Raw genomic sequence first — 26,765 nt, forward strand, 5'->3', positions numbered from 1 at the left:
ACGGGCCACGACAGAGATGGACAAGGGTCGCGACAGAGCCGGACAGGGGTCGCGACAGAAGAGTGTGGCCCGCTCCCCGACCGGGTATCGCAGTGCCGGGCGGCCGAATGCGCGGACGCCGAACGGACAGGACGGAGGACACCGTCATGATGCGGGCATTGATCTTCGCTGCAGGTGCGGCCGCGGGATTCGTCGCGGGGACCCGGGCGGGACGCGAGACCTACGACAAGATGCGGGGGCGTTCGAACGAGCTGTGGCACAACCCGGCAGTGCAGGAAAAGGTCATTCCTGCGGTACAGGACAAGGTGACGGAAGCGGCCGGCGTCGTGAAGGAGAAGGCACCGCACCTCCAGGAGACGGTCGGTGGTCTCGCCGAGAAGGTCACCCATCGCGGCGGATCGGGTCAGCACTCGGCCGGTTCCGGTTCCGCGACGAGCGAGTCGACACCGGCCACCGACGAGCCCACGCGTCCGCCGGTCTCGCCGGGCGACCAGCCGCGCCCGCCCGAATAGCGAGGCAGTAGACCCCGAGCGGACGTCCTCGGTCAGCCCAGCTCGTCCGGCAGGTCGAGCGGGCGACCGAGCACGTGCTCGGACAGGAACGCCTCGACGGCCCGGTACCAGATCTTCGAGTGCTGAGGCTTCAGCACCCAGTGGTTCTCGGACGGGAAGTACAGGAAGCGGTGGACGGTGGTGCCGTCGTCCTCGGCGGGTCGACCCGATTCGTTGAGCAGCTCGTACCACAGGCGCAGGGCTTCGCCGATCGGGACGCGATAGTCCTTGTCGCCGTGGATCACGAGCATGGGCGTGACGATGTCGGCGACGAACAGGTGCGGTGAGTTCTCGACCGCCATCTCCGGGGTCATCTCCCGCTGCCAGTACCAGGCAACGTCGGTGGTCGGGGTGAACTGGTCCAGCGCCCACAGACCCGCGTGGGTGACGACCGCGCGGAACCGGTCGGTGTGCCCGGCGATCCAATTGGCGAGATATCCACCGAACGATCCGCCCATCACCGCGGTCCGCTCCTCGTCGATATCCTCACGCGCGACCGCGGCATCCGTGACGGCCATCAGATCGGTGTACGGTTCGTTCCCCCACCGACCCCAGCCACGCCGCACGAAGTCGTCGCCGTAGCCGGTGGACAGTGCGGGATCGGGCAGCAGCACCGCATAGCCGCGGGCGACGAGGAGCCACGGGTTCCAGCGCCACGACCAGGTGTTCCAGCTGCTCAGCGGACCGCCGTGCACCCACAGAAGCATCGGCGCGGGGTCGTCGGCGGACGCCGTGTGCGGAAGCGCGAACCACGCCCGCAGCGGCGTGCCGTCGGCGGCCTCGGTGGTCAGTTCCTCGAGACGTCCCGGCAGTTCCGGGAGCGCAGCGGGAGCACGTAGCGGCGTGACGGTGCCGGCGTCCGGTCCGGTGAGGTCGATGCGCACGGGGTGCGGCGGCGCTTCGTAGGAGGCGCGCAGCGCGTACGCCCTGCTGCCGTCGGGTGCGAGGCAGACGTCCGCGTAGGCGGCGTCGTCCGCGGTCAGGCGGTCGGGCTGCGCGGACCCGAGTCTCTGCACGAAGACCGGCGCACGGCCGTGGTCGTCGGCGGTGAGCACGAGACCGGAACCGTCGGGCAGCCAGGTGACGGAAGTGGGACGTCTGTCCCATTCAGGGGCCTCGATGGTCGTGGTTCCGCTCGCGATGTCCAGGACGCGGACGGTGATCTGCGGCGGGTTCTCCGCGTCGCCCATCGATTCGTGCAGGTAGGCGAGCTTCGTCCCGTCGCGCGAGATCGACGGGTGCGTCGCGTCGCCGGTCTCGACGTCGACGAGCGGGGTGCGCAGGCCGGTGCCGAGATCGACCCGCACGAGCGTGACCCGGCGCGAGGCGAGCGGACCGGGGACCACCCAGGTCGCGGCGGCGAACGAACCGTCGGCAGCGATGTCGACGGAGCCATCACGCAGCGACCCTCGGATCCCGGGCGTGAGGTCGGTGAACCCGTGGCCGCACGTGTCCGGGACGAGCAGGTGCGGCTGGTCGGGTCCGAGATCGTGGTCCCAGTAGCGCACCGGATAGCCCGTGTGCAGCACCGCGGTGACGACCTTGTCCTTACGGGCGTCCCGGATCCGTTCGTCGTCGGACTCGCTGTGGCCGAGGACGGACGCGACGAGGACGATCCGGTCGGCCTCGGATGCCGCGTGCACCGATGCGAATCCACCCTTGCGGGATCCGACCTGCTCGGCCTCGCCGCCCGCTGCGGGCAGTCGCCACAGCGACACCGGCGGATCGTCCTTGCCCCGGGCGGCGGTGAACAGCAGGTCGCCGGACGCGGTGAAGGTCGGGTTCGATTCACCCGTGGTGCCGTGAGTGAGGCGTCGCGCCGGGGCGTTGCCTTCGGGATCCACCTCCCACAAAGCCTCGGTGTACGAGGTGGCCTTGTCGTCGAGCGTCGACTGCGTGATCACCAGGCGATTCCCGTCCGGGGACATCGTGAGGGAGGTGACGCGAGGAAGCGCCAGGTAGTCGTCGAGCTCGTGGAAGGCCGTCATGCCTGGACGATATCGGGAGCGGCGGTGGGCGGTCCGCAAGGTGGCACCGAGTTCGTCTGTAACCTGGTCGTTCGGCGGGTACATCCCGTGGCAACGCCGTCACCCAGTCCGAACGGAGCACTCACATGGTCGACCTCGCATACGTCATCGCCGGCTCGGAAGCGACCGGTGGCGCCGGTCTGCAGGTCGACCTCAAGACGTTCCAGCAGCTCGGTGTGTACGGGGTGGGCACCACGACGTGCATCGTCTCGTTCGACCCGAAGAACAACTGGGGCCACCGCTTCTTCCCCGTCCCGGCCGACGTGATCGCCGAGCAGATCGAGGCCGCCACCGCCGCCCACAATCTCGACGTGGTGAAGATCGGCATGCTGGGCACGCCCGCGACGATCGACGTCGTCGCCGAGGGACTCGAGAAGCAGGACTGGCGGCACGTCGTGCTCGACCCGGTCCTGATCTGCAAGGGCCAGGAGGCCGGCGCGGCCCTCGACACCGACAACGCCCTGCGCGCGCAGGTGCTCCCCCACGCCACGGTCGTCACCCCGAACCTGTTCGAGGCACGGACGCTGTCCGGGATGGACGAGATCACCTCGGTCGACCAGCTCATCGAGGCGGCGCGTCGCATCCACGACCTCGGCCCGAAGTATGTCGTCGCGAAGGGCGGCGTCGAACTCGACGGCGAGGACGCCGTGGACGTGCTGTTCGACGGCTCCGAGGTCACCCTCCTGACGGCACCGAAGGTCGGCAACGAGCGTGTCTCCGGCGCCGGCTGCACCCTCGCCGCCGCGATCACCGCCGAACTCGCGAAGGGCGCGTCGGTCGCCGACGCCGCGGCCCGCGCGAAGGATTTCGTCACGACCGGGATCAAGGGCCGCGTGTCCGCCAACACCCCGTTCGACACCGTCTGGCAGGGCGCCTGATCCGAAGGCGGGAAGCATCCCGTCAGCGCGGCTGCCGCCACATCCCCCACAGGGTCGGCCCACCACCGGGGATGACGATGGCGCGGGTGACCTCGAACCCGAACCGCTCGTAGTAGGGAACGTTCGATTCCTTGCTCGACTCGAGGTAGGCGGGGGCGTGTTCGGCGTCGGCGCGGTCGAGGCCGGCCTTCATCAGGGCTTTGCCGAGGCCGGTCCCCCGCGCATCAGGTGAGGTGCCGATCGTCGACAGGTACCAGTGCGGTTCGTCCGGATGCGCCGCGTCGAGGGTGACGTTGACCTGCCCTCCCCGCTTCATGTAGCGGCCGAGCGCGGCGTAGAAGCCGGGCAGGAGGCGGAGGGAGGTCCACGCATCGGTGCGCCATCGTCCGGGCGGCGCCCACATCGCCGCGCCTCCGACGGTCCCACCGGACTCGGCGATGTCGGTGGCTCCCAACGGCACCATGTGGTGGCGGGCGTCGGCGGCGAAGAAACGGGTCATGCGGCGGATACGGTGCTCCTCGTCCGGGAACATCCACGCGAAGACCGGATCGTCGAAGAACGCCTCGGCGATCACCCGAGCGAAGACCGGAATGTCGCGGCGCGTGGCGGTTCTCGGTTCGACGGCCATGTCGGCAGCCTACGACGAAGACGTGCCCGACGACCTGCCTTCCGTCGCCAGTTCCTTCGCGAGGGGCGTGGGGAACCGCGGCATCACCCGCACCCCACCCAGCCAGTCGTCGAGGCGGGCGGCTTCCTCGCGTAGCACCGCGGTTCCCTCGGCGCCGATGTCCTCGAGCAGATGCAGGCTCACCGCTCCCGTGTCGGTCTGCCACCACGTGCCGACGATCCGTCCGTCCCACCAGGCGGTGGGACCGGCGTTGCCGTTGGAGTCGAACAGCGCCTCCTTGTACGGCCCGAGATACCACTCGCGTTCGGTCCACCCCATGACTGTGGGGTCCAGACCGGGCAGCAGTGCACCCCACGGTTCGACGGGAGCGGGCTCGTCCACGTCGTCGGCCAGGAGGTAGCCGGGACGGCCGTCGAGATCGACCTCCACCACGTCGAGTTCGGCGAGGGCCGCGCGGACGGCAGTGAGGGTGGAGCCGAGCCACCATTTCAGATCCCCCTCGGTGCCGGGACCGAATGCGCGCAGCCACATCCGCACGAGTTCGCGCACACCCGTCGCCTCGTCGACGGGGTCGACGGCCGAGCCCAGCCACGACTCGGTGGTCGTCCAGGTGGGGCGCGAAACCCGCCACGACCCCTTGCTCGACGCCCGGACCACTTTCCCCTCGGCGGAGAGCACCGTGAGCACGCGAGGCGCGAAGGTGACCGGCCCACCCCAGGATTTGCCGGCACCGAACTCCAGCGCGCCGTCGAGGAGCGGGATCTCGGCTTTGAGCTCGCTCGATGTCGCCTCCCGCCCGTCGGCCAGGGCGGCGAGGATGTGGCGGCTCACCTCGTCGAGCCAGCTCTCGCCGTCGTCGTGCAATCCGGCCTTCACGACGTCCTTGACGACCGTGCGCCGTTGTGCGGCGGCAACCCGGGCGCTCGCCCCGGCCTGCACCACCGGGAGGGTGTCGAGCGGGACGACGAAGACGGTGCGCCGCATGGCCATGTGTTTGACCATGGTGCGGTCGTCGTAGAGCGCCCTGTCGAGGTCGGCCACGGTGAACCCGTCCACACGTGCCCACGCCGACAGGTAGACGGTCGCCGGGTCGGTGCCGTGCAGGCACACCAGGGACGTCGCCGCGTCGACGGCGTCGGGGGCGCGGTGGGCGGGATGCAACCGGTGCCGGACGGCCAGTCGTGCCCGGCGTTCGTCCACGTCGATCCTGGGTGCGGCCATGGCCGTCATCGTAGGACCGGCCACCGACCTCGGGCGCGCGGTGAAGGGGCCCCGCGGCCTCAGGCTGCTCGTTCGCGCAGCCAGGCCATCGCCTCCATCCGGTACTCGTCGATGCCCTTGTACTGCGCGATCTCGCGCGGCAGCTCCTCGACGATGTCGGCGAGCTGGTACGCCCACTGCGGGTAGGCGGCGATCTCCGCGAGGGGTGCCATGTAGGTGCGGATGTTGAACACGATCGCACCGGTCGTCGGCAGCCGGATGAGGTGCTCGAGTTCGATGCGCAGCTGGATCCTCCCCCAGTCCTTCTCGGCCATCAGGCGGGGGATGTCGTCCATCCACTCGGGCATCGTCTCGAGGCTCGTGTCGCGGCGCCGCGAGCCGACGGCCGAGAAGGTCCAGTTCACCCGTCGGTAGGGCTGGTCGGCGGTGAGCCGGCGCAGGAACTGCTCGGCCCGGTCGGTGACCCCGTCGCGCGTGAGACCGGGTACGGGACGGTGGATCTCGTGCATGCTCATGCCGATGTCGAACTTCACCGACCAGTCGGCGGAGGAGGTCACCACGGCGGCGTCGAAGTAGAGGTGGCCGTCGCGTTCGGTGACGAGCAGGACGTCGTCGGGGATCTGGCAGGCGACGAACACCAGCGGGTGTTCGGGCAGCGTCTCCGGATCACCCGGGACGAAGGTGCAGTCGATTCCGAGAGGTTGGTTGCGCCAACGGTATCCGGATCCGAGGCGGTCGAGGGTCAGGAGGTCGGGATACGACGCGGCCATCTCGCGGAAGTAGAACATCAGCAGGTCCCACGAGGCCGGGGTCATGTGCGGGAGGTAGCGGACCCGGTGCGGGTCCCGCTCGAGGATCCCCTGTCGCAGCGCCATCATCTCGACGTAGTCAGGTCCGAGGTCGACGATGTGTTCGCCCCAGCCGCCGGCGAACGTGTCGACGCGGCGGCGGGCGGGTTCGACGTTGACCCCGTAGCGGAATCTGTTCTCACCTTCGAGAAAAGGCCACGGGAGATAGGACAGGTCGCTGGTAACGGTCACATTCGGTCCTTCCGGTCGGTTCTGTCAGGCGACGGCTCCGAGATAGGTGCCGTGGTGACTCGACAGGTGCGGGCGGATCTCGAGGGAGATCCCGCACCCGGCGCACGAGATCCAGTCGCCGGGTCGCGCGTCGGCCCGCTGTGTCGTCTCGCAGTGGGGGCAGAAAACCGTCAGCGTCACCGTCGACGTGACGTAGGTGATGAGTTCGCAGGGCAGGGCGCCGGCCTGCCGGGCGGCGGCGGTGTAGGCCATGGCCTCGGCGGCCGGACCGGCGACGAGGATGCGTGATCCCGCCCGCAGCGCGGCGACCGCTTCGGCGGCGCGACCGGGTGTCGGGTCGTAGAGGGCGGCGGCGTCGCGTCCAAGTTCGGAGGCGTCGGCCATCCAGTGCCGCACCGCCTTTCGCGCGAGTTCGCAGTCGCTCGCGGCGAGGACGAGGAAGGCGCGACCGGCACGGTCGAGTGCGGGTGGGTCGCCGTGGACGAATCCGGAGGCCTTCACGTCCGCACACCCCCGTAGGTGCGGAGCCAGCGCACCCCCGGTTCGCGGGTGCGGGTGATGCCCTTGTAGTCGGCCATATCCTCGGGCAGCTCCTCGAGGACACGGCACAACCGCTCGGCCCATTCCGGTACGCGGGCGATGTCCTCGAAGGGCAGCAGGTAGGTGCGGATGAGGAACATGATCGCGCCGGAGACACCGAGGCGCACGAGGTGCTGGACCTCGACGCGCAGGTTCAGCCGGCGCCCCACGTCCTCGAGCGGCCCCTCGGCGAGCAGCCGCCGGTCGCGTCCCCACACGGGATAGGTCTCGGTGGACTGGTCGAGGAGGCGGTCGACGCTGAGCGACCAGTTGGTGCGGCGGTACTGCCGGCCGGGCTGCAGGCCCATGAGGAACTGCTGGGCGCGCGGGATGACCCCTTCAGTGTGCACGCGCGGGACGGGCCCGTGGATCTGCAGGAAGCTCATGCCGACGTCGAAGCGCAGCGACCAGTCGGCGGCGAAGGTCACCAGTCCGGCGTCGCCCCAGAGGGCACCCTCACGCTGGTCGAGCAGCACGACGTCCTCCTGGAGGTGCCTGCCGACGAACAGCAGGGGTGGTTCGGGCAGGGTGGACGGATCACCGAACACGAAGGACTGTTCGACGCCGAGTGCCCGGTTGGTGAATCGCCGGGCCGCACCGTCCCCGTCGAGCGAGAACTTCTCGGGGTGGGCGTCGGTGAGCATCTGCATGAGGGTGAGCATCGCGTCCCACTGGGCGATCTCCATGTGCGGCAGAGCCTGGAACCGGGTGGGGTCCTCGGCGAGGATGCGGGTGCGTTCGGCGAGATCCTCCCGGTACCGGCCGTCGACGTCGACGGGGTGGGTCCCCCATCCCCCGACGGGTGTCTCCACGACACTGCCGGCGGGTTCGACGTTGGTGCTGTAGCGGTAGGTGTCGCGGGGGAAGGGGAACGGGAAGCGGGCGATGCGGTCGGGGATCGCCGCGCTGTCGCCGAGGGACTCGAGGTCGATCGTGGTACTCACAGATCCAGCTCCAATCGGGGTCCGTTCGCGCGGGAGACGCACGGCATGAGGCAGTCTCCGGCCTCCTTCTCGGCGGCGCCGAGATACAGGTCGCGGTGTTCGATGTCGCCGCTCACCACGGGCAGCCGGCACTCCCCGCACACGCCCTGACGGCAGAGGCTGGGGACCGCGATGCCGCGGGATCCGAGCGCTTCGAGGAGGCTGACACCCGAGGCGACGTCCACGTCGACGCCGCTGCGGGTGAGGTGTGCGGTGAACGGTTCGCCGGGGTCGAGGTCGCCGACCCCGAAGTGCTCGTAGTGCACGCGGGCGCCGGGCCAGCCGGCGCGACCGGCACGGTCGGTGAGTTCGTCGATGAGCGCAGCCGGGCCGCACGCGTAGAGGTGGGTGCCGATCGGCTGGTCCAGCAGCGCGGGTCCCATATGCTCCCAGAAGCCGTCGCGGCCGGTGTGGAGGTGGAGGCGGTCGCCGCACAGCTGCTCCAGGTCGTCGAGGTGGGCGGCGTCGCCCTCCCGGTGGACGTAGTGCACCTCGAACGAGCGGCCCCACTGAACGGCGGCGCGGACGTGGGACAGGATCGGGGTGACGCCGATTCCGCCGGCGACGAGCAGGTGGTGCCGCGCGGTGAGGACCGGGGCGAAGGCGCTGCGCGGGGTGCTCACCTGCACCCTGTCCCCCGCTCGCAGGGAGTGGATCCAGCGGGAGCCACCGCGGCCGTCCTCCTCGAGCCGTACGGAGATGCCGTAGTGGTCGGGCTCGAAACCGGGTCCGGTGAGGGAGTAGGAGTTCCGGCGGGATTGCCCCTCCGGCCCGGTTCCGCAGGTCACGACGATGTGACTGCCCGGGGTGAAGGAGGGCAGGAGTGCGCCGTCGGACGCGACCAGCCGCATGTGCCGCACGGTCGGGGTCAGTGCGGTGACCTCGTCGACCGCCAGCACCAGGCCGGCGTCGGACGGCACGTTCGTTGCGGGGCTGTCGGACATCAGGGTCATCAGCGTTCCTCCGCGTCGATCATGTAGCCGAGGTAGGCCGCGTGGTGACGCGAGACATGGTGGTAGACCACGAGTTCCGCGCGGCAGTTGGGGCAGGTGGTGCACCGGCCGACCTCGACGTCGGCGAGATGGGTGGTGTGACAGTGTGCGCAGTAGACCGCGCGGTCGGCGGTGTCGATCGGGACGGGCATGATCTCCTCGTCGACGAGCCCGCCGGCCACCGCCACGGCCCTTGCGGCGAGGACGGCGGCCTCGGATCCGACGAGGACGAGTCGGCAGCCGACCCGGGAGGCGTCGAGCTGCCGTCGGAGGACGCGGGCAGCCGTGTCGCCCCACTCGGCGGGCAGACGCATCCAGTCCACCCGCCGACCGTCGAAGGACAGCAAGAGATTCCGCGCCTGCTCGGCGGCCTCGTCGCCGAAGGACAGGATCGTGAAGGTCCGTCCCCCGCCGGCGATGCTCCGTTCCTCGTCCCACCTCGGCACACTGGTGGTGTCCATACAGACGTTCACGGCATCTCCTAGGGCGCGAAGGAGCGGAGGCCGACGTAGAAGGCGAGCGCGCCTTCGGGGGTGGTGAAGCGGATGCGGGATCCCTCGGGGAAGAAGATCGCGTCGTACGCACGGGCGATCTCGACCTGGCCGGTGTCGAGGTTCTCGAGGCGGAACTCGCCGTCGAGGACGACCTTCATCTCGTCGTATTCGTAGGTGTAGTCGAGGGGCGCCTCGGTGGGTTCGAGACGGAAGTAGCCGGAGGCCATGGGTCAGCCTTCGGGATTCGGGTGGACGTCGTCGATGTAGCCCTTCGTTCCCGGGAACTCGTCGACCGACATCTGCGGGAGGTTCTTCCAGAAACCGGAGGTCACTCGGAATGCGGGCACGGTGGTGGTCTCGGACATGGCAACTCCTCAAAGGGAAGGAATGCGCGAACGCGCGGTGTGCAACGAGAACGTCGATCGCTGACGTGAAACAGACGATAATGGGAAGAAACGCAGCGATGGTTGCAGTTCTGTTAACGCGCGTAACCGATTCCTCTCGAGGGCAAGGGAATCCGGACCCTCGAGGAGGTTCCCCGGAACCTGGACGGAACATCCGTCAGCGGCCGGGATCGAAGAGGGCGCGATGCCAGATACGCGTGACGATCTCGGCGGCCCGTTCGAGCGGTATGGGCGTCTCCTGCAGGGCGTCCTGCGCGTACCAGACGTAGTCCGACCCAGCGCGGGCGGATCGCCCGGTCCGACTCCGGTGCCGTCGCCCGGCTGCGCGCCGCGGGCTCGTCGGGTTCAAGCCGACCACCGGATCGTGCGCGGACGAACGGGGTTTCCGCGCGATGACTGATTTCGTCACCGCCGGCCCGCTGGCCTGGACGGTGGACGAAACCCGCATCATGACGGAGATCCTCGCCGAGACGACCTTCGAACGCACCGCGGTGCGGCACCGGCGGATCGCCTTCTTCCGGCGCCCGGACGGACGTCCGGTCGATCCCGCGGTCGCCCGCACCGTCGAGACCGTCGCCGGAATCCTGTCGGATCTCGGGCACGAGGTCGTCGAGACCGACATCCCGATCCAGGGGTGGAACGAGATCCTCGGGCCGCTCGTGCTCGACGACGGGCTGCGCGAACGCGCCCATCTGCTCGACGATCCGGAGCTGCTGACCCCGCTACGAGCGGGCGAGTCCGCGAGCCGCGATGCAGCTGACCAGCGCCGAGGTCGCCGGTGCCCGCGGGCACTGGACGGATTCCGCCTCCGCATGGACGATTTCCAGCACCGTTGCCGTCAAGGGCATCGACACCCTGAACGGTACCGAGGTCGACGACCCCTACTTCTCCGACTGCGAGTTGCCCGCCGACTCGGTGGTCGGTGAGGTCGGCCAGGACTGGTCCCAGCTCATGCCCGGGCCGGCGACCGAGCGGCTGATCCTCGCCGCCCAGATGCTCGGCGTCGCCGAACGTGCCTTCGACGACCTCTAGGGTCTGGCGCGGGCGTCGTCGATGGCCAAACTCGAGGCGACGGAGGTCGCCAAGAACACAGCCCTCGAGTGCATGCAGATGATGGGCGGCTACTCCACTGAGTTCGACATGGTGCAGCACGTGCGCGCGGCCCTCGGCGCGACGATCTACGGCGGAACCAACGAGATCCAGCGCGACATCATCGGGAACTCGTTCGGTCTCCGATAGAACCCTCGCTCACACGAACATCGCAGCGGCGGGACGGTCCTTCGACCGTCCTGCCGCTGTTTGTCGTTCGCATACAGGGCGGTTTCCACGCCAAGCGTCACCGCAATCTCACGGTTGCGTAACACGCCCGTCATGGATACCGTGTTTCCTTCTATTCGACAGCGATTCCTACAGTGAAACTTCGTCGAACCGAGGAGCCCCCATGACGCTGGAAGCCACCGACACATCCGTGCTGCGCCTCCCGTCCACGAACGGCCGGTCCCCCGAGACCTCCGGCACCGCCGGTATGGCCGAGCTCGCACACGCGACCGGCACCCGCTTCATCCTCGCCGTCTTCACCACCCTGTCCGGAAAGCCCTGCGCCAAACTGGTTCCCGTCGAATCCGTCGACGAGCTCGCCACCGACGGTGTCGGTTTCGCCGGCTACGCCGCGGGCTCGATGGGCCAGGTCCCCAAGGACCCCGACCTGGTCGCCATCCCCGACGTCTCGTCCTTCACCCCCATCCCCTTCGTCCGCGAGGGCCTGGCGCTGGTCCACTGCGACCCCTACGTCGAGGGCAAGCCCTGGCCGTACGCCCCGCGGGTGATCCTCAAGACCGCGCTCGCGCAGGCCGCCGCCAAGGGCCTGAGCGTCAAGGTGGGCACCGAGATCGAGTACTTCCTCGTCCAGCGCGACGAGAACGGAACCCTGCGCACCGCCGACGCCCTCGACACCTCCCGCCAGCCCTGCTACGACGCCCGCGACGTCACCCGCATGTACGAGCACCTGACGTCGATCTCCTCGGCGATGAACACCCTCGGATGGGGCAACTACGCCAACGACCACGAGGACGGCAACGGGCAGTTCGAGCAGAACTTCCAGTACGCCGACGCCCTGACCACCGCCGACCGCGTCATCACCCTGCGTTACCTCATCTCCGTGCTCGCCGAGCAGCGCGGCATGACCGCGACCTTCATGCCCAAGCCGTTCGCCGATCGCACCGGCTCCGGGATGCACATGCACCTGTCGCTGTGGCAGGGCGACACCCCCGTCTTCCCCGACGCGAACGATTCCTGCGGACTCGGACTGTCCAAGACCGCCTACTCGTTCGTCGCCGGCATCCTCGAGCACGCCTGCGCCCTGCAGGGTGTCATCGCACCGACGGTCAACTCCTACAAGCGCACCGGCGCCACCAGCACCGCCTCCGGCGCCACCTGGTCGCCGCGCTACGCGACCTACGGCGGCAACGACCGCACCCACTACCTGCGCGTCCCCGACGCCAACCGCGTCGAACTGCGCGGCGGGGACGGCTCGGCCAACCCCTATCTCGCCACCGCCGCGACCGTCGCCGCCGGCCTCGACGGCATCGAACGCGACCTCGATCCCGGCGAGCCGGGCACCGGCGGCACCGCGACGCTGCCGATGACGCTGCTGCACGCCATGGACGCCCTCGAGGCCGATCCGGTGGTCTCCGGCGCACTCGACGCAGCCGGTGCGGGCGTTGCCGACTACTTCGCCTCCCTCAAGCGCGAGGAGTTCTTCCACTGGCACAACACCGTGACCCCGTGGGAGATCGACAGCTATCTGACCGCTTTCTGATCACCCGACTTCTTCCAGACCCATCGAACAGGAGAGACGACCATGTGCGGAATCGTCGGACTTCATCTGCGAGACGCCTCGCTCGAGCCCCGGTTGGGCAGCCTGCTGACCGGGATGCTCGGGCAGATGGTGGACCGCGGACCGGATTCGGCGGGCGTCGCCGTCTACGGCAACCCGGTCTTCTCCCCCGCCGGGGAGTCGTCGGTCTCGGTGCTCGACGCACCCTCGGACCTCGTCACCGCCGTCGGCGATGCACTGGGTGTGACCGTCGGGGCGCTCGATCTCGCCCCCACCACCGTGCTGCACGCCCCCGTCCCCGCGACCCTGCTCGCCGACACCGTCCGCACGCTGGCTCCCACCGCGACCGTCATCGGTTTCGGCGACGACGTGACCGTCCTCAAGGGCACCGGCGATCCCCGCGATCTCGCCGAGACCTTCGGCCTGCCCGCCGCCTCCGGCCGGCAGGGTGTCGGCCACACCCGCATGGCCACCGAATCCGCCGTCACCGCAGCAGGATCGCACCCCTTCGCCGTCGGCCCCGACCAGTGCCTCGTGCACAACGGCTCGTTCTCCAACCACCTGTCGATCAAGCGCGAACTCGAGGACGAGGGCGTGGTGTTCGACAGCGAGAACGACACCGAGGTCGGCGCACGCTTCGTCGCCAAACACCTCGCCGAGGGCGCCGACCTGGAGAAGGCACTGCGTCTGCTCGGTGAACGCTTCGACGGCTTCTACACCCTGCTGGTGTCCACCTCCGATTCGTTCGCCGTGGTCCGCGATCCGATCGCCTGCAAGCCCGCGATCGTCGCCGAGTGCGACGCCTACGTCGCGATGGCCTCGGAATTCCGCGCCCTGGCAGGACTTCCCGGCATCGCCGACGCCCGCATCTTCGAACCCGAGCCGGACCGGGTCTACGTGTGGCGACGCTGACCGGCCGCGCGAATCCCGACTCCGCCGTCCCGATCTCATCCCCGGAGGCAATCATGACCACCGATACCCTGCTCCCGACCGCCACCTACGACCTGGCGACGACCACTACCCGCGAACTCAATGCGGCACTGCACGCGATGGAGGCCCCGGCCTCGATCGAGGTGGTGAACCCGCAAGGCGCCCACGCACTCGCCTGCGGCCTGAACCGGCCGATCGACGTCCGCATCGACGGCCACGTCGGCTACTACGCAGCCGGGATGAACCAGCACGCCCACGTGACCATCGATGGCAACGCCGGCGTCGGGGTCGCGGAGAACATGATGTCGGGCAGTGTGCGCGTCACCGGCGACGCCTCTCAGTCCGCCGGTGCGACCGCCCACGGCGGGCTGCTGGTCATCGAAGGCAACGCCGCCGCACGCTGCGGCATCTCGATGAAGGGCGTCGACATCGTCGTCGGCGGTGATATCGGTCACATGAGCGCCTTCATGGGACAGGCCGGCCGACTCGTCGTCCTCGGCGATGCCGGTGAGGCCCTGGGCGATTCACTGTACGAGGTGCGGATCTACGTGCGGGGCAGCGTCGCCTCGCTCGGTGCGGACTGCGTCAAGAAGGAGATGCTCCCCGAGCACATCGCCGAGCTGCAGGAACTGCTCGACACGGCCGGTTTCGACGCCGACCCGGCCGAGTTCACCCGCTACGGCTCGGCCCGGCAGCTCTACCACTTCCACGTCGACAACGCTTCGGCCTACTGAGAGCCCCCGACGTTCTTCCGCCCGCTCGACCCCCGAGGAGACTTCCATGACCTTCCAGCCCGGACTGCGTGAGTCGGCCACCTTCGACCGCAACGTCATCCACGAGATCCAGCGCGCCGCCGCGACCGGCATCTACGACATCCGCGGCTGGGGTGCCAAGCGCAAGGTTCCCCACTTCGACGACCTGCTCTTCCTCGGCGCGTCCATGTCGCGTTACCCACTCGAGGGCTACCGCGAGAAGTGTGAGACCGACGTCGTCCTCGGCGACCGCAACGCGAAGTACCCGCTGCACCTCGACATCCCGGTCACGATCGCCGGAATGAGCTTCGGTGCGCTGTCCGGTCGCGCGAAGGAGGCCCTCGGGCGTGGCGCCAGCGAGGTCGGCACGTCCACCACCACCGGCGACGGCGGCATGACCCCGGAAGAACGTGGGCAGTCCAAGCACCTCGTCTACCAGTACCTTCCGTCGCGATACGGCATGAACCCCGACGACCTCCGCAAGGCCGACGCCATCGAGGTCGTGCTCGGCCAGGGCGCCAAGCCCGGTGGCGGCGGCATGCTCCTCGGGCAGAAGATCACCGAGCGGGTCGCGGGGATGCGTACCCTGCCGGTGGGCATCGACCAGCGCAGCGCGTGCCGGCACCCCGACTGGACCGGCCCCGACGACCTCGCCATCAAAATCCTCGAACTGCGCGAGATCACCGGCTGGGAGAAGCCGATCTACGTCAAGGTCGGCGCGACCCGCACCTACTACGACGTCAAGCTCGCCGTGAAGTCCGGCGCCGACGTCGTGGTGGTCGACGGGATGCAGGGTGGCACCGCTGCCACCCAGGACGTCTTCATCGAGCACGTCGGCATCCCGACCCTGGCCGCGCTCCCCCAGGCGGTGCAGGCCTTGCAGGAGATGGGTGTGCACCGCACCCCGGGCGGCGTGCAGCTGATCGTCTCCGGCGGTATCCGCTCCGGCGCCGACGTTGCCAAGGCGATGGCCCTCGGCGCGGACGCCGTCGCCCTCGGCACGGCCGCGCTGATCGCCCTCGGCGACAACGATCCGAAGTACCAGGCCGAATACGAGAAGCTGGGCTCCGCAGCCGGTTTCTACGACGACTTCCAGGACGGCAAGGACCCCGCCGGCATCACCACGCAGGATCCCGACCTGCAGGCCCGCTTCGATCCGGTAGAGGGTGGCCGCCGCCTCGCGAACTACCTGCGGGTGCTCACCATGGAGGCCCAGACCATCGCCCGGGCGTGCGGCAAGTCGCACCTGCGCAATCTCGAACCGCAGGACCTCGTCGCGGTCACGATGGAGGCCGCCGCGATGGCTCGGGTGCCCCTGGCCGGCACCGACTGGATCCCCGGCCGCAGCGCCTTCTGACCGTGGCGACAGGCCTGCCACCGCACTTCCCGAGAGGACACAAGATATGACCGCCTTCGACACGCTCTGGGCATCGATCCTGGATGTCGGTAAGCATCCGACGACCGGAGGCTATCGTCGATTCGCTTGGAGCGAAGCAGATCTCACTCTCCGCGAGTGGTTCCGCGGCTGCGCCGCCGAGCGCGGCATGGACGTCGAAGAGGACCGGAACGGGAACCTGTGGGCGTGGTGGCTCCCCGTCGGCTGGGAAGGCGATCCCACCGACGCCTTCGTCACCGGTTCGCACCTGGACTCGGTGCCCGACGGCGGCGCGTTCGACGGACCACTGGGCGTGGTCTCGGCGTTCGCCGCGGTCGATCTGGTCCGTGAGCGCGGCATCGTCCCGACCGTGCCGATCGCGATCACCGCGTTCTCCGACGAGGAGGGTGCCCGCTTCGGTGTGGCTTGCGTGGGCAGTCAGCTCACCACCGGGGCGCTCGCTCCGCAGCGTGCGCTCGGCCTGCGTGATCGTGACGGAATAACGTTGGCCGAGGCCATGACCCGCGCCGGTCGTGTGCCGGAACACATCGGCACCGACCCCACCCTCGTCGACCGGGTCGGGGTGTACGTCGAACTTCACGTCGAACAGGGCCGGGCCCTCGACCTCGTCGATGCACCGGTCGCGGTCGCGTCGTCGATCTGGCCGCACGGCCGATGGCAGTTCACCTTCACCGGTGAGGCCAACCACGCCGGAGCCACGCGCCTGGTGGACCGCCGCGACCCGATGCTCGCCTACGCCTCGTCGGTGCACAGCGCCCGCTCGTGTGCCGCGGCGGCCGGTGCGGTCGCCACCTTCGGCAAACTCGAGGTGCTGCCCAACGGGGCCAACGCGATCCCCTCCGAGATCAAGGCCTGGCTCGACGCTCGCGCCGCGGACGAGGAGACCCTGACGACGCTGGTCGCCGAGATCGAGGCCGAGGCCCGCAAGCACTGCCTGCCGGACGAGATCGGACTCGATGTCTTCGCCGAATCGATCACCCCGATCGTCGAGTTCCCGGCCGGACCGCGCGAACGGTTGCGCCGCGCGCTGTCGCATCTCGGGGACATCCCGGTACTGCCCACCCAGGCGGGACACGACGCGGGCATCCTCTCGGAGAAGGTTCCCACCGCAATGTTGTTCGTGCGCAACCCCACCGGTGTCTCGCATTCACCGCACGAGTTCGCCGAGGCCGACGATTGCAACATCGGAGCGCAGGCGCTGGCCGACATCATGGCGGACTGGACGACGGGCAGTTAGGTGGCCGCGCAGGTGATCCGGTCCGGCGAGCGGCGGCGGGTGCCCTGGCGCAACGGCGCCGGGATCACGGAGGAGGTCGCGACCGGACCCGACGGCCCCTCCGGCCGTCCACTGTGGCGGATCAGCGTGGCCGAGCTGGGCTCCGAGCCCAGCGAGTTCTCGGCCTTTCCCGGCACGGAACGGATCTTCACCGTCATCGGTGAGCACGGCGCCGACCTCGACTCGGGCCACGGACCCCGTTCGCTGGATCCGTGGCGTCCACACTCGTTCGCCGGTGAGGACGCGCCCCACTGCGTCCCCCGAGGCGCCACCCGTGCATTCAATGTCATGACCGAGCGCGGGGGCGCCACTGCGGCCGTCGGGTACTTCGCGCTCGACACGGTGTGCGACACCGCCGCAGATGGTGTCACGGCCCTCTACGTGCGATCGGGCTCGGTGCAGGCCGGTACCGAACGAGCTGCGCCCGGGGACTGCGTCCTGATCCGCGGCGAGGCCGTCACCCTACGAGGCTCGTCGGCCACCGGACTACTGGTCCGCATCGAACCCACTTCCTCCCTCTGACATCGACTCCCCCACCGACCTCCTGATTCGGAGGCCGACCGAACAAAGGATCCTCAGGTGACGGACACGACCAAGTTTCTGATCGTCGGCGGCGGCCTCGAAGGCCTGGCCATCGCCTACTCCCTCGCCGACCGCGGCGAAACCGACGTCCTCGTCCTCGAGCGCGACACCCTCTGCTCGGGCATGACCGGTAAATCGAGCGGCGTCGTGCGGTGCCACTACGGCACCCCTTCGCTGGCCGCGATGTCCTGGTACGGCGTCGATATCTTCACCAGGGCGACCGAAATCTTCGGCGACGACATGGCATTCCGCCGGTGCGGTTACGTCGTCGGTGTCGCGGAGAACAACGTCAAGCCGCTCGAGGCGAACATCGAGATGATGCAGGGCCTGGGCATCGCCACCGAACTCATCTCCCACGACAAGATGGCCGAACTGTGGCCGGGCCTGAACCTCGACGATTTCGCCCTGTTCGCCTACGAACCGCTCGGCGGTCGCGGCGAGGCCTACATGGCGGGAATGGCGTTCGGTGCAACGGCACGTCGGATGGGCGTGAAGATCCGACAGAGCACCCCGGTGGTGTCGTTGCTGCAGAACGCCGCGGGCCGGGTCTACGGCGTCACTCTCGCCGACGGGTCCGAGGTGCACGCCGAGCAGGTCGTCGTCGCGGCGGGACCGTGGACGCCGGCACTCGTCGCCGGTGTCGGCGTCGACATCGACGTCCGGGCGCAGCGCGCGCAGTTGGTTCTCGTCGACCAGGGTGTCCCGACCCCGGAGGTGCCCGTGCTGTCCGATCTGGCGGGTCTACAGTACATCTGCCGTGAGCCGAACGGTGAACTCCTGGTGGGCAATTCCGATCATCAAACGCCGCAGTACATCGATCCCGACAAGTACGTGAACCGCGCCGACGACTCGACGATCGAGAAGAACATCATGAAGCTCGGCAACCGCCTTCCCGACATGCCGGACCCGCGGATCACCAGTTCGTACGTCGGTGCCTACGACGTGACCGAGGACTACAACCCCGTCATCGGTCCGGCACCGGTCGAGGGTCTGTTCCTGGCGACGGGATTCTCCGGGCACGGATTCAAGATCTCCCCCGCGGTGGGCAAGCTGGTCGCCGACCTGCTGATCGACGGGAAGACCGACCTTCCGAACGTGAACCCGGACGACTTCCGTTTCTCCCGCTTCGAGGAGGGTGATCTGCTCCTGAGTCTCAACCCCTACGAAGGCGCCGGCGAGATGCGCTGATCCCCACCTACTCAGCACTCGTGCCCTCCACGGACCCGGCCGGATCCCTGTCGTCCGGATCTGTGGAGGGCACCGCCATGTCTGCATTGCGGCGTTCACCACCGGTGGACACACGCTACGCTGACGAGATGGCCAGCCCAGATCGTCCCGTCTTGTACGACGATTCCGGACGCGAAGTTCCGCGCGGCACCCCGACGGGTGTGGATCTCGAGCGCGCGATCGCCCATCAGGTGCGGTCGTTGCGGCTGGCCAGCGGCCTGTCCGTCGGCGACATGGCCGCGAAGGTGGGGATCTCCAAGGCGATGCTCTCGAAGATCGAGAACGCCCAGACCTCGTGCAGTCTGTCGACGCTCGCCCGGCTCGCCGTCGGCCTCGACGTCCCCGTCACCTCGCTCTTCCGGGGCGCGGACGCGCACCGCGACGCGGTGTTCACCAAGAACGGGCACGGCGCCGAGATCGTCGGTCGCGGTACGCGGGTGGGCCATCACTACGAACTGCTCGGCGCGCTGCGGGGACAGCACAAGAGACTCGAACCGGTGCTGGTGACCCTCACCGATGCGAGCGACGTCTTCCCGCTCTTCCAGCATCCCGGCACGGAATTGCTGTACATGCTCGAGGGCGAGATGCTCTACGGCCACGGCGATTCCGAGTACCACCTGCAACCGGGCGACGCCCTGCTCCTCGACGGCGAAGGGTTGCACGGACCGAACGAGCTGCTGAAGCTGCCCATCCGGTTCCTCGCCGTCACGGCGTATCCCGACAATCACCAGCCGTGAACGACCGGCAACCGTGAACACGACGGAGCCCTCACCGCCCGGTGCGGTAAGGGCTCCTGCCGTTCGATCGGTGAAGCTCGCCGGTCAGGACTTGGGCACGATCACGTCGCGATCCTCGGCGAACGCCTCGGGACGGAGCGTCGACGGACCGGTGGGTGAGAACGAGTCCATCACGTAGGCCGTCTCCCCATGGACCGGGACGTCGATGCCCCGCATCTCCGTCTCGGTGTCGACCCGGATGCCCATGATCTTGTCGAGCGCCTTCGCGATCAGGAAGGTCACCGCGAACGAGTAGGCGAACACCGCGGCCATCGCGACGATCTGGCGTCCGAGGAAGTCGATCCCGCCGCCGAAGAACAGACCGTCGACACCGGCCGGCGCGGCGGCCGTCGCGACGAAGGCGATGAGGGTGGTGCCTACGACGCCGCCCATGAGGTGGATGGCAACGACGTCGAGTGAGTCGTCGTAGCCCATGCGGAACTTCCAGCTCACGGCGAAGCAGCCGACGGCACCGGAGACCACGCCGATCAGCAGGGCACCGAGCGGGGACACGAGGCTCGCTGCGGGCGTGATGCCCACGAGTGCGGCGATCACGCCCGAGATGGCACCGAGCGTCGTCGCGTGCTTCTCCTTGATGCGTTCGACGATCAGCCAGCCGAGCAGGCCGGCCATCGCGGCGACGAGCGTGTTGAGGACGACGACACCGGCCGTGTGGTTGGCGCCGCCCGCCGAACCGCCGTTGAAGCCGAACCAGCCGAACAGCAGGATTCCGCCACCGAGCACGACGAGGGGCAGGTTGTGGGGACGTGCCACGTGCGGGAATCCACGGCGGCGACCGAGTGCGATGGCGAGTGCCAGCGCCGCGACACCCGAGTTCATGTGCACGGCGGTGCCGCCGGCGAAGTCGTGGGCGGCGAGCGTGTTGGCGATCCATCCGCCCTTCGTGCCCGCTTCCTCGTCGTCGAAGGCGAAGACCCAGTGCGCGACCGGGAAGTAGACGAGGACGACCCAGATGCCCGAGAACACCAGCCACGCCGAGAACTTCATCCGGTCCGCGACACCACCGGCGATGATCGCCACCGTGATGCCTGCGAAGAGGAGGTGGAAGGCCGCGGTCAGTGCGGCGGGCATCCCTCCGTCCGGGTCCTCCTCGAGCAGCGAGCCCAGACCGATGTCGGTGAAGGGATCGCCGATGAGGCCGAGGCCCCCGACGCTGTCACCGAGCACGGCGGCCGGACCGAACAGCACCCACAGGACGGCTGTGACGGCGAATCCACCGAACACCATCATGATCATGTTGAGCGCGCTCTTGACTCCGAGCATGCCGCTGTAGAACAGCGCCAGGCCCGGAACCATCAGTACGACTGCTGTGAACGCCGCCAAAACCCAGGCGGTATCGGCGGCCGCGAGTGCCTGTTCCATATAAGTCCACCCTGTTCGATCCCGGGGTTCACGACCCCTACGTCAGTCGGTGACCCACATTCATCACCGTCCCCTGAGAGTGGACCCACTCTGTAATGTCCCTGCGAGGCGCGGGTGAACTTCGTGTAACGCCACCGCAGTTCACCGGACGGGGATGCCGTTGCGTCCGGGCAGGCAGTATGGAGGACGAGACGCCGCATCCCGCGGTGTGCACAACCTGTGCCACCCGGGTATCCCTGCCCTGCCCGGGTTCCGCGGGATCGACGGCTCGAACCGCTGCACGCATCTGGGAGGTAGACGATGGGACGGGTCACGACACGTCGACCGGTACTGCGCATCACTGCGGACAGGGCGACGCGACGTCCCGACACCCTCGCCGTCGAGGAACCGCTCGAGATCAGGGTCGGCGGTGAGTCGCTCACCATCACGATGCGCACCCCCGGTCACGACGTCGATCTCGTCCACGGATTCCTGCTGGCCGAAGGGATGATCGGCAGTCGCGAGGACATCGCCGCCGTTCGCTACTGCGACGGGGTGGACGAGAGCGGCGCCAACACCTACAACGTTCTCGACGTCGCCCTCGCGCCCGGCGTCACCGTCCCCGAAGGGACGGGGCGACGCGCATTCACGACGACCTCCGCGTGCGGGGTGTGCGGGAAGAACTCGCTCGACGAGGTGCGCACGCGCACGCGATATCCACTGAAGGATGCCGGCACCACCTCTATCGGAACGCACACCCTCACCGAACTGCCCGACACGCTGCGTCGGCACCAGCAGGTCTTCGAGTCGACCGGCGGTCTGCACGCGGCCGCACTGTTCACCCCCGACGGGGCGCTGCTGGCCCTGCGCGAGGACGTCGGCCGGCACAACGCCGTCGACAAGGTGATCGGCTGGGCCCTGACCGACAACCGGGTGCCGCTCTCGCACAGCGTGCTCATGGTGAGCGGACGCGCCTCGTTCGAACTCGTGCAGAAGGCGGTCATGGCCGGGATCCCCGTGCTCGCGGCGGTCTCGGCGCCGTCGTCGCTGGCCGTCGATCTCGCCGCGGAGTCCGACCTCACCCTCGTGGGCTTCCTCCGCGGCGACACGATGAACGTCTACACCGTCCCCGAACGCATCAAGACCGACTGATCGGCGGCATCAACCGCACGTGCCGTCCTGCGCCTCGCCCGCGCGTACTCCGTCGACGAACGCCCGCACGTCGTCGACGGACTCCTCGAGTACCGCTCGGTGATCGGCTCCGTCGTATACCCGATAGCTCAGGTCGGCTCCGTTGCCGCACAGCGCCGCGGTCACCTGATCGGTGACCGGACGCAGTACCAGCGCGTCGTCGCTTCCCTGCACGACGAGCGTCGGCACCCTCAGGGTGAGCGGTTCGACCTCCTGACCGGCGTAGTACTCACGGAGCGGTTCGAGGTCCGCATCCGGAGCGAACACCTGATCCACCGGTACCGTGCTCGCCACCTCGCGGATGTCGTCCATGCACCCGGTGCGCGCGGCGTCGAGCAAGGGGCGGGAGGCGTCGGTGAGCATCGCGTCGGCGTCGATGCTCGGGTCCGCCGCCTGCGCTCCGAGCAGCAGCACCGGCAGGAACCCGAGCGCCGGACCGATCGCGGGTCCGGCGGTCGCGTAGTACTCGGCCGTCTCACTCGTGCGACTGCCCGGGGCGAAGGCGACCGCGCCCTGCAGTTCGAGTTCAGGGGCGCGTTCCGTGCCACGAGCCGCCGCATACAGCGCGGCGTGCCCGCCCTGACTGTGTCCCATCGCGATCCATCGGGTGCCGATAGCCGGATCGAGTTGACGAGCGGCACGCACGATGTCGACGACACTGTCGGCTGCGCTGTCTCCGTTCATGTAGGGATGTCCGCCCGGTGTGCCGAGGCCTTCGTAGTCGGTCTGGACCACGGCGTAGCCGTCTGCGACCCACCGGTCGAGCATGGCAGTCGTCCTGCTGATGTAGGAGTGGGCGGGACCACCGGGGGTGTCGGCGGACGGCGCACAGGCGTCACCGACCCCGGTGGTGCCGTGCGCCCAGCTGATCACGGGCCAGCCTCCGGCGGGCGCTTCTCCCTCGGGGATCGCGACCGTGCCCGAAACGAGGGTGGGGCGCCGATCGGCACCATCGGACAGGTAGGTGATCAGATGCGTTCGCGACGCGCTGGGAAGCGCCGCCGTACCGGTGAGGGTGCGTTCGGTGACGAGGGAGCCGGGTCCCCCGGCAGTCTCCTCGGCGTCGTCGCCGAAGTCGGAGCAGGACGTGATGCCGAGCATCGACGCTGCGGCGAGTACTGCCATCACACGCCGGGAAGTACGAGAGAGCATGAATCCTCCGTTGGGATGTCAGTCCACGTTCGGCGCTCACTGCACGCCGTTGACGTGGCTACCGCCGTCGACGAACAGCGTGTTGCCTGTGGGATAGCGGGAGTCGTCGCTCGCGAGAAAGGCTGCGACCGTGCCGATGTCGTCGAGAGGGTCGCCGATGCGGCCCATCGGGTTCGCCGCGGCCTGCGTGGCGGCCATCTGCGGGTCGGCCGCCGCCACCCGTCTGTATGCCGCGCTCGGCACGCCGGGGCAGATCACGTTGCAGCACACCAGTTTCGATGCCCATTCCCGAGCCGCAGTACGGTCGTGCTGCGCAGTGCCGAATTCGCGCACCGCGGCATCCACCATGGCGTGCACCTGTGCGCGGTCGGTGACGTCGGTCGGGACGAGATCCGCGGCCGATCCCCATCCCGGCGCCGGTGACGATCGCCACCCGCCCGTCCAACTTCCGCATGCCGTTCCTTTCCGATACGACGGCGTGTGCGGCGCAGGCCGTCAGCGAGGACGGGGAACCGTCCTGTCGATGAACAGCGCTTCCACGGACACGCACACCGTGCCGTCCGCGGTCCTGATCTCGCCGACCGTGTTGATCTTGCGGCCGTCCTGCTCGACCAGACGACCGGTGATCGTCAGCGGCTCGAACAGTGGGGTCGGCCGGTGGTACCGCACGTTGAGCTGTGCGGTGGCGCCGCTGCGCCCGGCCCAGGCGTTCGCCACACCCAGCGTGTGATCGAGCAGGAGGGCGGAGACTCCGCCGTGCACGTGCCCGGGCGGGCCCTGGTACGGGAAGGTCAGTTCTACGACGCCTTCCACCGATCCGTCTTCGCGACCGGCCAACACCAGCGGCGGAGCGAGCGCGTTCTCCGGACCGGTGACCGGATCGTGCCGGGTGACGCCCTCCCCGTGCCACATGTCGATCAGTCGCTCCCGCACTTCGGGAGCGTGTTCCTCGAGGTGCTCGGCGATATTGTCGAGCTCTTCGGCGACCCGCTCGAGATTCGCGTTGCCACGGTCGGTGCGCAGCAACGCGTCCACCACGCGCCGCGCGGCGGCGGTGGCGCGGTCGACGGCGGTGTCCTGCGGTGCCGAGGTCAGAACCGTACCGTCGGGCGCGTGTCCGACGACGGGGTGGGTGTCCGGGTCGACTCTCATCGAATCTCCATCGTGGCGTGGGTGAGCACCGGTTGCCCGTCGCGCTCGGGACATGTGGCGAGCAGGGTGAGGGTGTCGTCGTCTCGCCAGACCTCCGTCTCGATCGTCTCCCCGGGGTACAGCGTGCCGGCGAAGCGGACCGAGAACGACCGGACCCGGGTCGGGTCTCCACCGAGCACACCGTCGACGACGGCCTTGCACACGACACCGTACGAGGCGAGTCCGTGCAGGATCGGCCGATCGAAACCGGCTGTCTTCGCGAATTCGGGATCCGCGTGCAGCGGGTTCATGTCGGCACTGAGCCGGTACACCAGTGCCTGTTGCGTGCTCGTAGGTGACACCAGGGTCTTGTCGGCGTCCCGTTCCGGCACTGCGTTCGACACATGGGGCCCGGCGTCTCCGCCGAAGCCGCCCTCACCGCGCGCCCAGATCTGCATCGCACTGGTCCACAACGGGTTTCCGTCGGCATCCACTGCGGACTGTTCGAGCACGATCACGGCGGCCTTGCCCTTGTCCCACACATCGGAGATGCGAGACGAGACGGTCGCCGAACCCGAGATCGGGATCGGGGCGTGCACGGTGACGGACTGGCCACCGTGCAGGATCCTGCGCAGGTCGATGTCGATTCCCGGCAGGCTCAGTCCGGCCTGTGTCACCGCACCGGCAGAGACACCCTGACTGGCGACCATCGCGAAGGTCGGCAGGACCCGCAGGTCCTTCTCGTACACCCACCGCAGTTCGGCGGGATCGAGCGAGTCGACACCCGCACCCAGACCGAGGTGGTAGAGGATCACATCGCGTTCGGTCCACGAGGCATCGCGGACGGTGGGCGCAGCGGAGAGCGCGACATCGGTATCGATGGGCATGGGGCGTCACTTTCCGGGCTCGGGATCGCGGGGCAGGCCGAGAAGCCTCTCACCGATGATGTTCAGCTGGACGTTGGTCGTCCCACCGGCGATGGACATGCACTGCACGTTGAGAAACATGTGGGTCGCCGAAGTTCGGTCCTGGTCGTCGAGCAACGACGCAGTACCGGCCCAGTCCATCGCGGTCTCCCAGACCTGCTGGAGGTGCTCGACGCCGAGGAGCTTGGCGACGGAGGACTCGGCACCCGGCTGTGCACCGGCCAGGGAGCGGAGAGCGGTGCGCAGACCCATGAGGCCACCGGACGCGGCATCGCCGAGAACCTTGCCGAGGACGGTGAGTTGTTCGTCGTCCGGCCCACCGGGCATACCGTTCGCGAGCGCCATGAGGGTCTCGCAGCCGGCACCGAAAGTCGAATCGTGCGAGAGGAGCCGAGCAGGATCCGGGGGGACTGCGCGCGGCGCATGTACAGGTGCGCGTCGTGCTCCCAGGTGTAGCCGATACCGCCGAGCACCTGGATGCAGTTCTTGGTGACCTGGAAGGCGGCCTCCGGGGCGATGGACGCGGCAACTGCGACGGCGAGCGACGCCTCGTCGTCCGACACGTCCTCGGCATGCGCACGGGCAGCATCCCAGGCCACGACCCGGGCCTGTTCGGTATGGCAGAGCATCCGGGCGACGGTGTGCTTGACACCCTGGAACTGTCCGATGACACGGCCGAACTGCTTGCGGACCCGCGCATAGTCCGCGGCGGTGGTGGTCGCCCAGTCCGCGAGACCGGCGGCCTCGGCGGCGAACAAGGTCGCGGCGATATCGACGATCCGATGCGGGTCCGATCTCAGCACGTCCCCGTCGGACAACCTCAGGGCGCTCACGGTGATCTCGGCGTTGCGGCGGATCACGTCGTAGCTGGGCAGGTTCGTGACCTCGACCCGGTCACGGGTCACGACGACGAAGACCCTCTCACCACCGTCGTCGGCCGCGAGCAGGAACACATCCGCGACCTGGCCGCCGAGGGCGACACCGGAGGTTCCCGAGAGCGTGACGGAATCGCCGTCGCGCTCCACGCGCAGGTCCCCCGGCTGCAGGGCGACCGCACCGAACAGCGAACCGTCCGCGAGCCCGTCGAGTTCGCTGCGACGGCCGGCCTCGTCGAGGACCGCGGACACGATCGCGGTCGGAAGGAACGGGCCCGGCACCATGGCCCGTCCGAGTTCTTCTGCGACGATCGCCGTTTCGAGTAGTCCGAAACCGGCGCCTCCGACCTCTTCGGGCAGGTGCAATCCCAGCATGCCGAGTTCGGCGAACGAGCTCCAGTACGTCGGGCGGGCTTCCGTCTTCGCTTCGACGGCCGTGCGGATCACGTCGGGTGTGGCGTGTCGTGCCGCCCAGCCGCGTACGGAATCACGGAGCTCGCGGTCCTCGTCGCTCAATCCCAGAGTCATGATCGGGTCCCTTCGGATAGCAGAATGT

General features: G+C 68.8%; 24 protein-coding genes and 4 pseudogenes. 13 read left to right on the plus strand and 15 right to left on the minus strand.

Annotation, left to right across the window (positions count from 1 at the left end; all coding sequences use genetic code 11):
* The first annotated feature begins 146 nt into the window (after positions 1–146).
* On the plus strand, positions 147–512 hold the full coding sequence (locus tag ACQR3U_RS01855; RefSeq protein ID WP_024100597.1) for a hypothetical protein: 366 nt from the start codon (positions 147–149) through the stop codon (positions 510–512).
* A gap of 32 nt (positions 513–544) precedes the next feature.
* On the opposite strand, the gene ACQR3U_RS01860 is transcribed toward ACQR3U_RS01855, so the two are convergent.
* Positions 545–2,539, minus strand: a complete 1,995-nt coding sequence (locus ACQR3U_RS01860) for a S9 family peptidase (protein WP_230809549.1) — start codon at positions 2,537–2,539, stop codon at positions 545–547.
* A gap of 125 nt (positions 2,540–2,664) precedes the next feature.
* On the opposite strand from ACQR3U_RS01860, the gene thiD reads away from it, so the two are divergent.
* Positions 2,665–3,456 (plus strand): bifunctional hydroxymethylpyrimidine kinase/phosphomethylpyrimidine kinase, encoded by a 792-nt coding sequence (gene thiD / locus ACQR3U_RS01865; RefSeq protein ID WP_006551175.1) that lies wholly within the window; start codon positions 2,665–2,667, stop codon positions 3,454–3,456.
* Between the two features lie 22 nt (positions 3,457–3,478).
* Here thiD and ACQR3U_RS01870 read toward each other — a convergent pair whose 3' ends face one another.
* The 8 genes and pseudogenes from ACQR3U_RS01870 to ACQR3U_RS01905 form a co-directional block, all read right to left on the minus strand.
* Positions 3,479–4,084, minus strand: coding sequence for a GNAT family N-acetyltransferase (locus ACQR3U_RS01870; protein ID WP_024100595.1), 606 nt, complete (start codon positions 4,082–4,084; stop codon positions 3,479–3,481).
* Between the two features lie 9 nt (positions 4,085–4,093).
* Positions 4,094–5,305, minus strand: coding sequence for a winged helix DNA-binding domain-containing protein (locus tag ACQR3U_RS01875; RefSeq protein WP_230809550.1), 1,212 nt, complete (start codon positions 5,303–5,305; stop codon positions 4,094–4,096).
* A 59-nt stretch (positions 5,306–5,364) separates the two neighbouring features.
* The gene (locus ACQR3U_RS01880) at positions 5,365–6,345 is read right to left on the minus strand and encodes a heme-dependent oxidative N-demethylase family protein (protein WP_230809551.1); all 981 of its coding nucleotides are present in this window, start codon (positions 6,343–6,345) and stop codon (positions 5,365–5,367) included.
* Positions 6,346–6,369: 24 nt separating this feature from the next.
* Complete coding sequence (locus ACQR3U_RS01885; protein WP_230809552.1) at positions 6,370–6,846, minus strand: dimethylamine monooxygenase subunit DmmA family protein; 477 nt, start codon at positions 6,844–6,846, stop codon at positions 6,370–6,372.
* Positions 6,843–7,868: a heme-dependent oxidative N-demethylase family protein gene (locus tag ACQR3U_RS01890; RefSeq protein ID WP_230809553.1), complete on the minus strand. Its 1,026-nt coding sequence runs from the start codon at positions 7,866–7,868 to the stop codon at positions 6,843–6,845. The genes ACQR3U_RS01885 and ACQR3U_RS01890 overlap by 4 nt, the downstream gene beginning before the upstream one ends.
* On the minus strand, positions 7,865–8,860 hold the full coding sequence (locus ACQR3U_RS01895; protein ID WP_006551169.1) for a PDR/VanB family oxidoreductase: 996 nt from the start codon (positions 8,858–8,860) through the stop codon (positions 7,865–7,867). Before ACQR3U_RS01895 ends, ACQR3U_RS01890 begins: the two co-directional genes overlap by 4 nt.
* On the minus strand, positions 8,860–9,372 hold the full coding sequence (locus tag ACQR3U_RS01900) for a dimethylamine monooxygenase subunit DmmA family protein (RefSeq protein ID WP_230809554.1): 513 nt from the start codon (positions 9,370–9,372) through the stop codon (positions 8,860–8,862). The genes ACQR3U_RS01895 and ACQR3U_RS01900 overlap by 1 nt, the downstream gene beginning before the upstream one ends.
* Before the next feature lie 8 nt (positions 9,373–9,380).
* Positions 9,381–9,758 (minus strand): annotated as a pseudogene (locus ACQR3U_RS01905) (ethanolamine utilization protein).
* Positions 9,759–10,120: 362 nt separating this feature from the next.
* Here ACQR3U_RS01905 and ACQR3U_RS01910 point away from each other — a divergent pair.
* The 10 genes and pseudogenes from ACQR3U_RS01910 to ACQR3U_RS01955 all read left to right on the plus strand — a co-directional run.
* Positions 10,121–10,723: pseudogene (locus ACQR3U_RS01910) on the plus strand (amidase family protein); the annotation flags it as partial.
* Positions 10,635–11,036: pseudogene (locus ACQR3U_RS01915) on the plus strand (acyl-CoA dehydrogenase family protein); the annotation flags it as partial. The pseudogenes ACQR3U_RS01910 and ACQR3U_RS01915, both read left to right, overlap by 89 nt.
* Before the next feature lie 202 nt (positions 11,037–11,238).
* Positions 11,239–12,615: a type III glutamate--ammonia ligase gene (glnT, locus tag ACQR3U_RS01920; RefSeq protein ID WP_230809555.1), complete on the plus strand. Its 1,377-nt coding sequence runs from the start codon at positions 11,239–11,241 to the stop codon at positions 12,613–12,615.
* Positions 12,616–12,657: 42 nt separating this feature from the next.
* Positions 12,658–13,545 (plus strand): glutamine amidotransferase, encoded by an 888-nt coding sequence (locus ACQR3U_RS01925; protein WP_230809556.1) that lies wholly within the window; start codon positions 12,658–12,660, stop codon positions 13,543–13,545.
* A 53-nt stretch (positions 13,546–13,598) separates the two neighbouring features.
* Positions 13,599–14,297 carry a protein glxC gene (locus ACQR3U_RS01930; protein ID WP_050993466.1) on the plus strand — a complete coding sequence of 233 codons (699 nt, stop codon included), beginning with the start codon at positions 13,599–13,601 and terminating at the stop codon, positions 14,295–14,297.
* Between the two features lie 46 nt (positions 14,298–14,343).
* On the plus strand, positions 14,344–15,672 hold the full coding sequence (locus ACQR3U_RS01935; protein ID WP_033096464.1) for an FMN-binding glutamate synthase family protein: 1,329 nt from the start codon (positions 14,344–14,346) through the stop codon (positions 15,670–15,672).
* Positions 15,673–15,718: 46 nt separating this feature from the next.
* The gene (locus ACQR3U_RS01940; RefSeq protein ID WP_006551157.1) at positions 15,719–16,948 is read left to right on the plus strand and encodes an allantoate amidohydrolase; all 1,230 of its coding nucleotides are present in this window, start codon (positions 15,719–15,721) and stop codon (positions 16,946–16,948) included.
* Positions 16,949–17,509, plus strand: a complete 561-nt coding sequence (locus ACQR3U_RS01945; RefSeq protein ID WP_024100582.1) for a HutD family protein — start codon at positions 16,949–16,951, stop codon at positions 17,507–17,509.
* Positions 17,510–17,566: 57 nt separating this feature from the next.
* Positions 17,567–18,757, plus strand: a complete 1,191-nt coding sequence (locus tag ACQR3U_RS01950) for an NAD(P)/FAD-dependent oxidoreductase (RefSeq protein WP_006551155.1) — start codon at positions 17,567–17,569, stop codon at positions 18,755–18,757.
* 128 nt (positions 18,758–18,885) lie between these two features.
* Entirely contained in the window at positions 18,886–19,533 is a 648-nt protein-coding gene (locus ACQR3U_RS01955; RefSeq protein ID WP_024100581.1) for a helix-turn-helix domain-containing protein, read from the plus strand.
* 84 nt (positions 19,534–19,617) lie between these two features.
* Here ACQR3U_RS01955 and ACQR3U_RS01960 read toward each other — a convergent pair whose 3' ends face one another.
* Positions 19,618–20,955: an ammonium transporter gene (locus ACQR3U_RS01960; RefSeq protein WP_006551153.1), complete on the minus strand. Its 1,338-nt coding sequence runs from the start codon at positions 20,953–20,955 to the stop codon at positions 19,618–19,620.
* A 300-nt stretch (positions 20,956–21,255) separates the two neighbouring features.
* Between ACQR3U_RS01960 and fdhD the strand changes: the two genes are divergently transcribed.
* Positions 21,256–22,086, plus strand: a complete 831-nt coding sequence (gene fdhD / locus ACQR3U_RS01965) for a formate dehydrogenase accessory sulfurtransferase FdhD (RefSeq protein ID WP_019289053.1) — start codon at positions 21,256–21,258, stop codon at positions 22,084–22,086.
* Between the two features lie 9 nt (positions 22,087–22,095).
* On the opposite strand, the gene ACQR3U_RS01970 is transcribed toward fdhD, so the two are convergent.
* The 5 genes and pseudogenes from ACQR3U_RS01970 to ACQR3U_RS01990 form a co-directional block, all read right to left on the minus strand.
* Positions 22,096–23,277, minus strand: coding sequence for an alpha/beta hydrolase family protein (locus tag ACQR3U_RS01970; RefSeq protein WP_039586891.1), 1,182 nt, complete (start codon positions 23,275–23,277; stop codon positions 22,096–22,098).
* A 36-nt stretch (positions 23,278–23,313) separates the two neighbouring features.
* Positions 23,314–23,625, minus strand: coding sequence for an SDR family oxidoreductase (locus ACQR3U_RS01975; RefSeq protein WP_372477497.1), 312 nt, complete (start codon positions 23,623–23,625; stop codon positions 23,314–23,316).
* A gap of 147 nt (positions 23,626–23,772) precedes the next feature.
* Positions 23,773–24,429: a PaaI family thioesterase gene (locus ACQR3U_RS01980; RefSeq protein ID WP_016691875.1), complete on the minus strand. Its 657-nt coding sequence runs from the start codon at positions 24,427–24,429 to the stop codon at positions 23,773–23,775.
* Positions 24,426–25,295 (minus strand): MaoC/PaaZ C-terminal domain-containing protein, encoded by an 870-nt coding sequence (locus tag ACQR3U_RS01985; RefSeq protein WP_230809557.1) that lies wholly within the window; start codon positions 25,293–25,295, stop codon positions 24,426–24,428. Before ACQR3U_RS01985 ends, ACQR3U_RS01980 begins: the two co-directional genes overlap by 4 nt.
* A gap of 6 nt (positions 25,296–25,301) precedes the next feature.
* Positions 25,302–26,737 (minus strand): annotated as a pseudogene (locus ACQR3U_RS01990) (acyl-CoA dehydrogenase).
* Positions 26,738–26,765 lie beyond the last annotated feature (28 nt).

The sequence above is a fragment of the Rhodococcus sp. IEGM1339 genome, assembly GCF_050321925.1.
In the GTDB taxonomy this organism is placed as follows: Bacteria; Actinomycetota; Actinomycetes; order Mycobacteriales; family Mycobacteriaceae; genus Rhodococcus; species Rhodococcus pyridinivorans.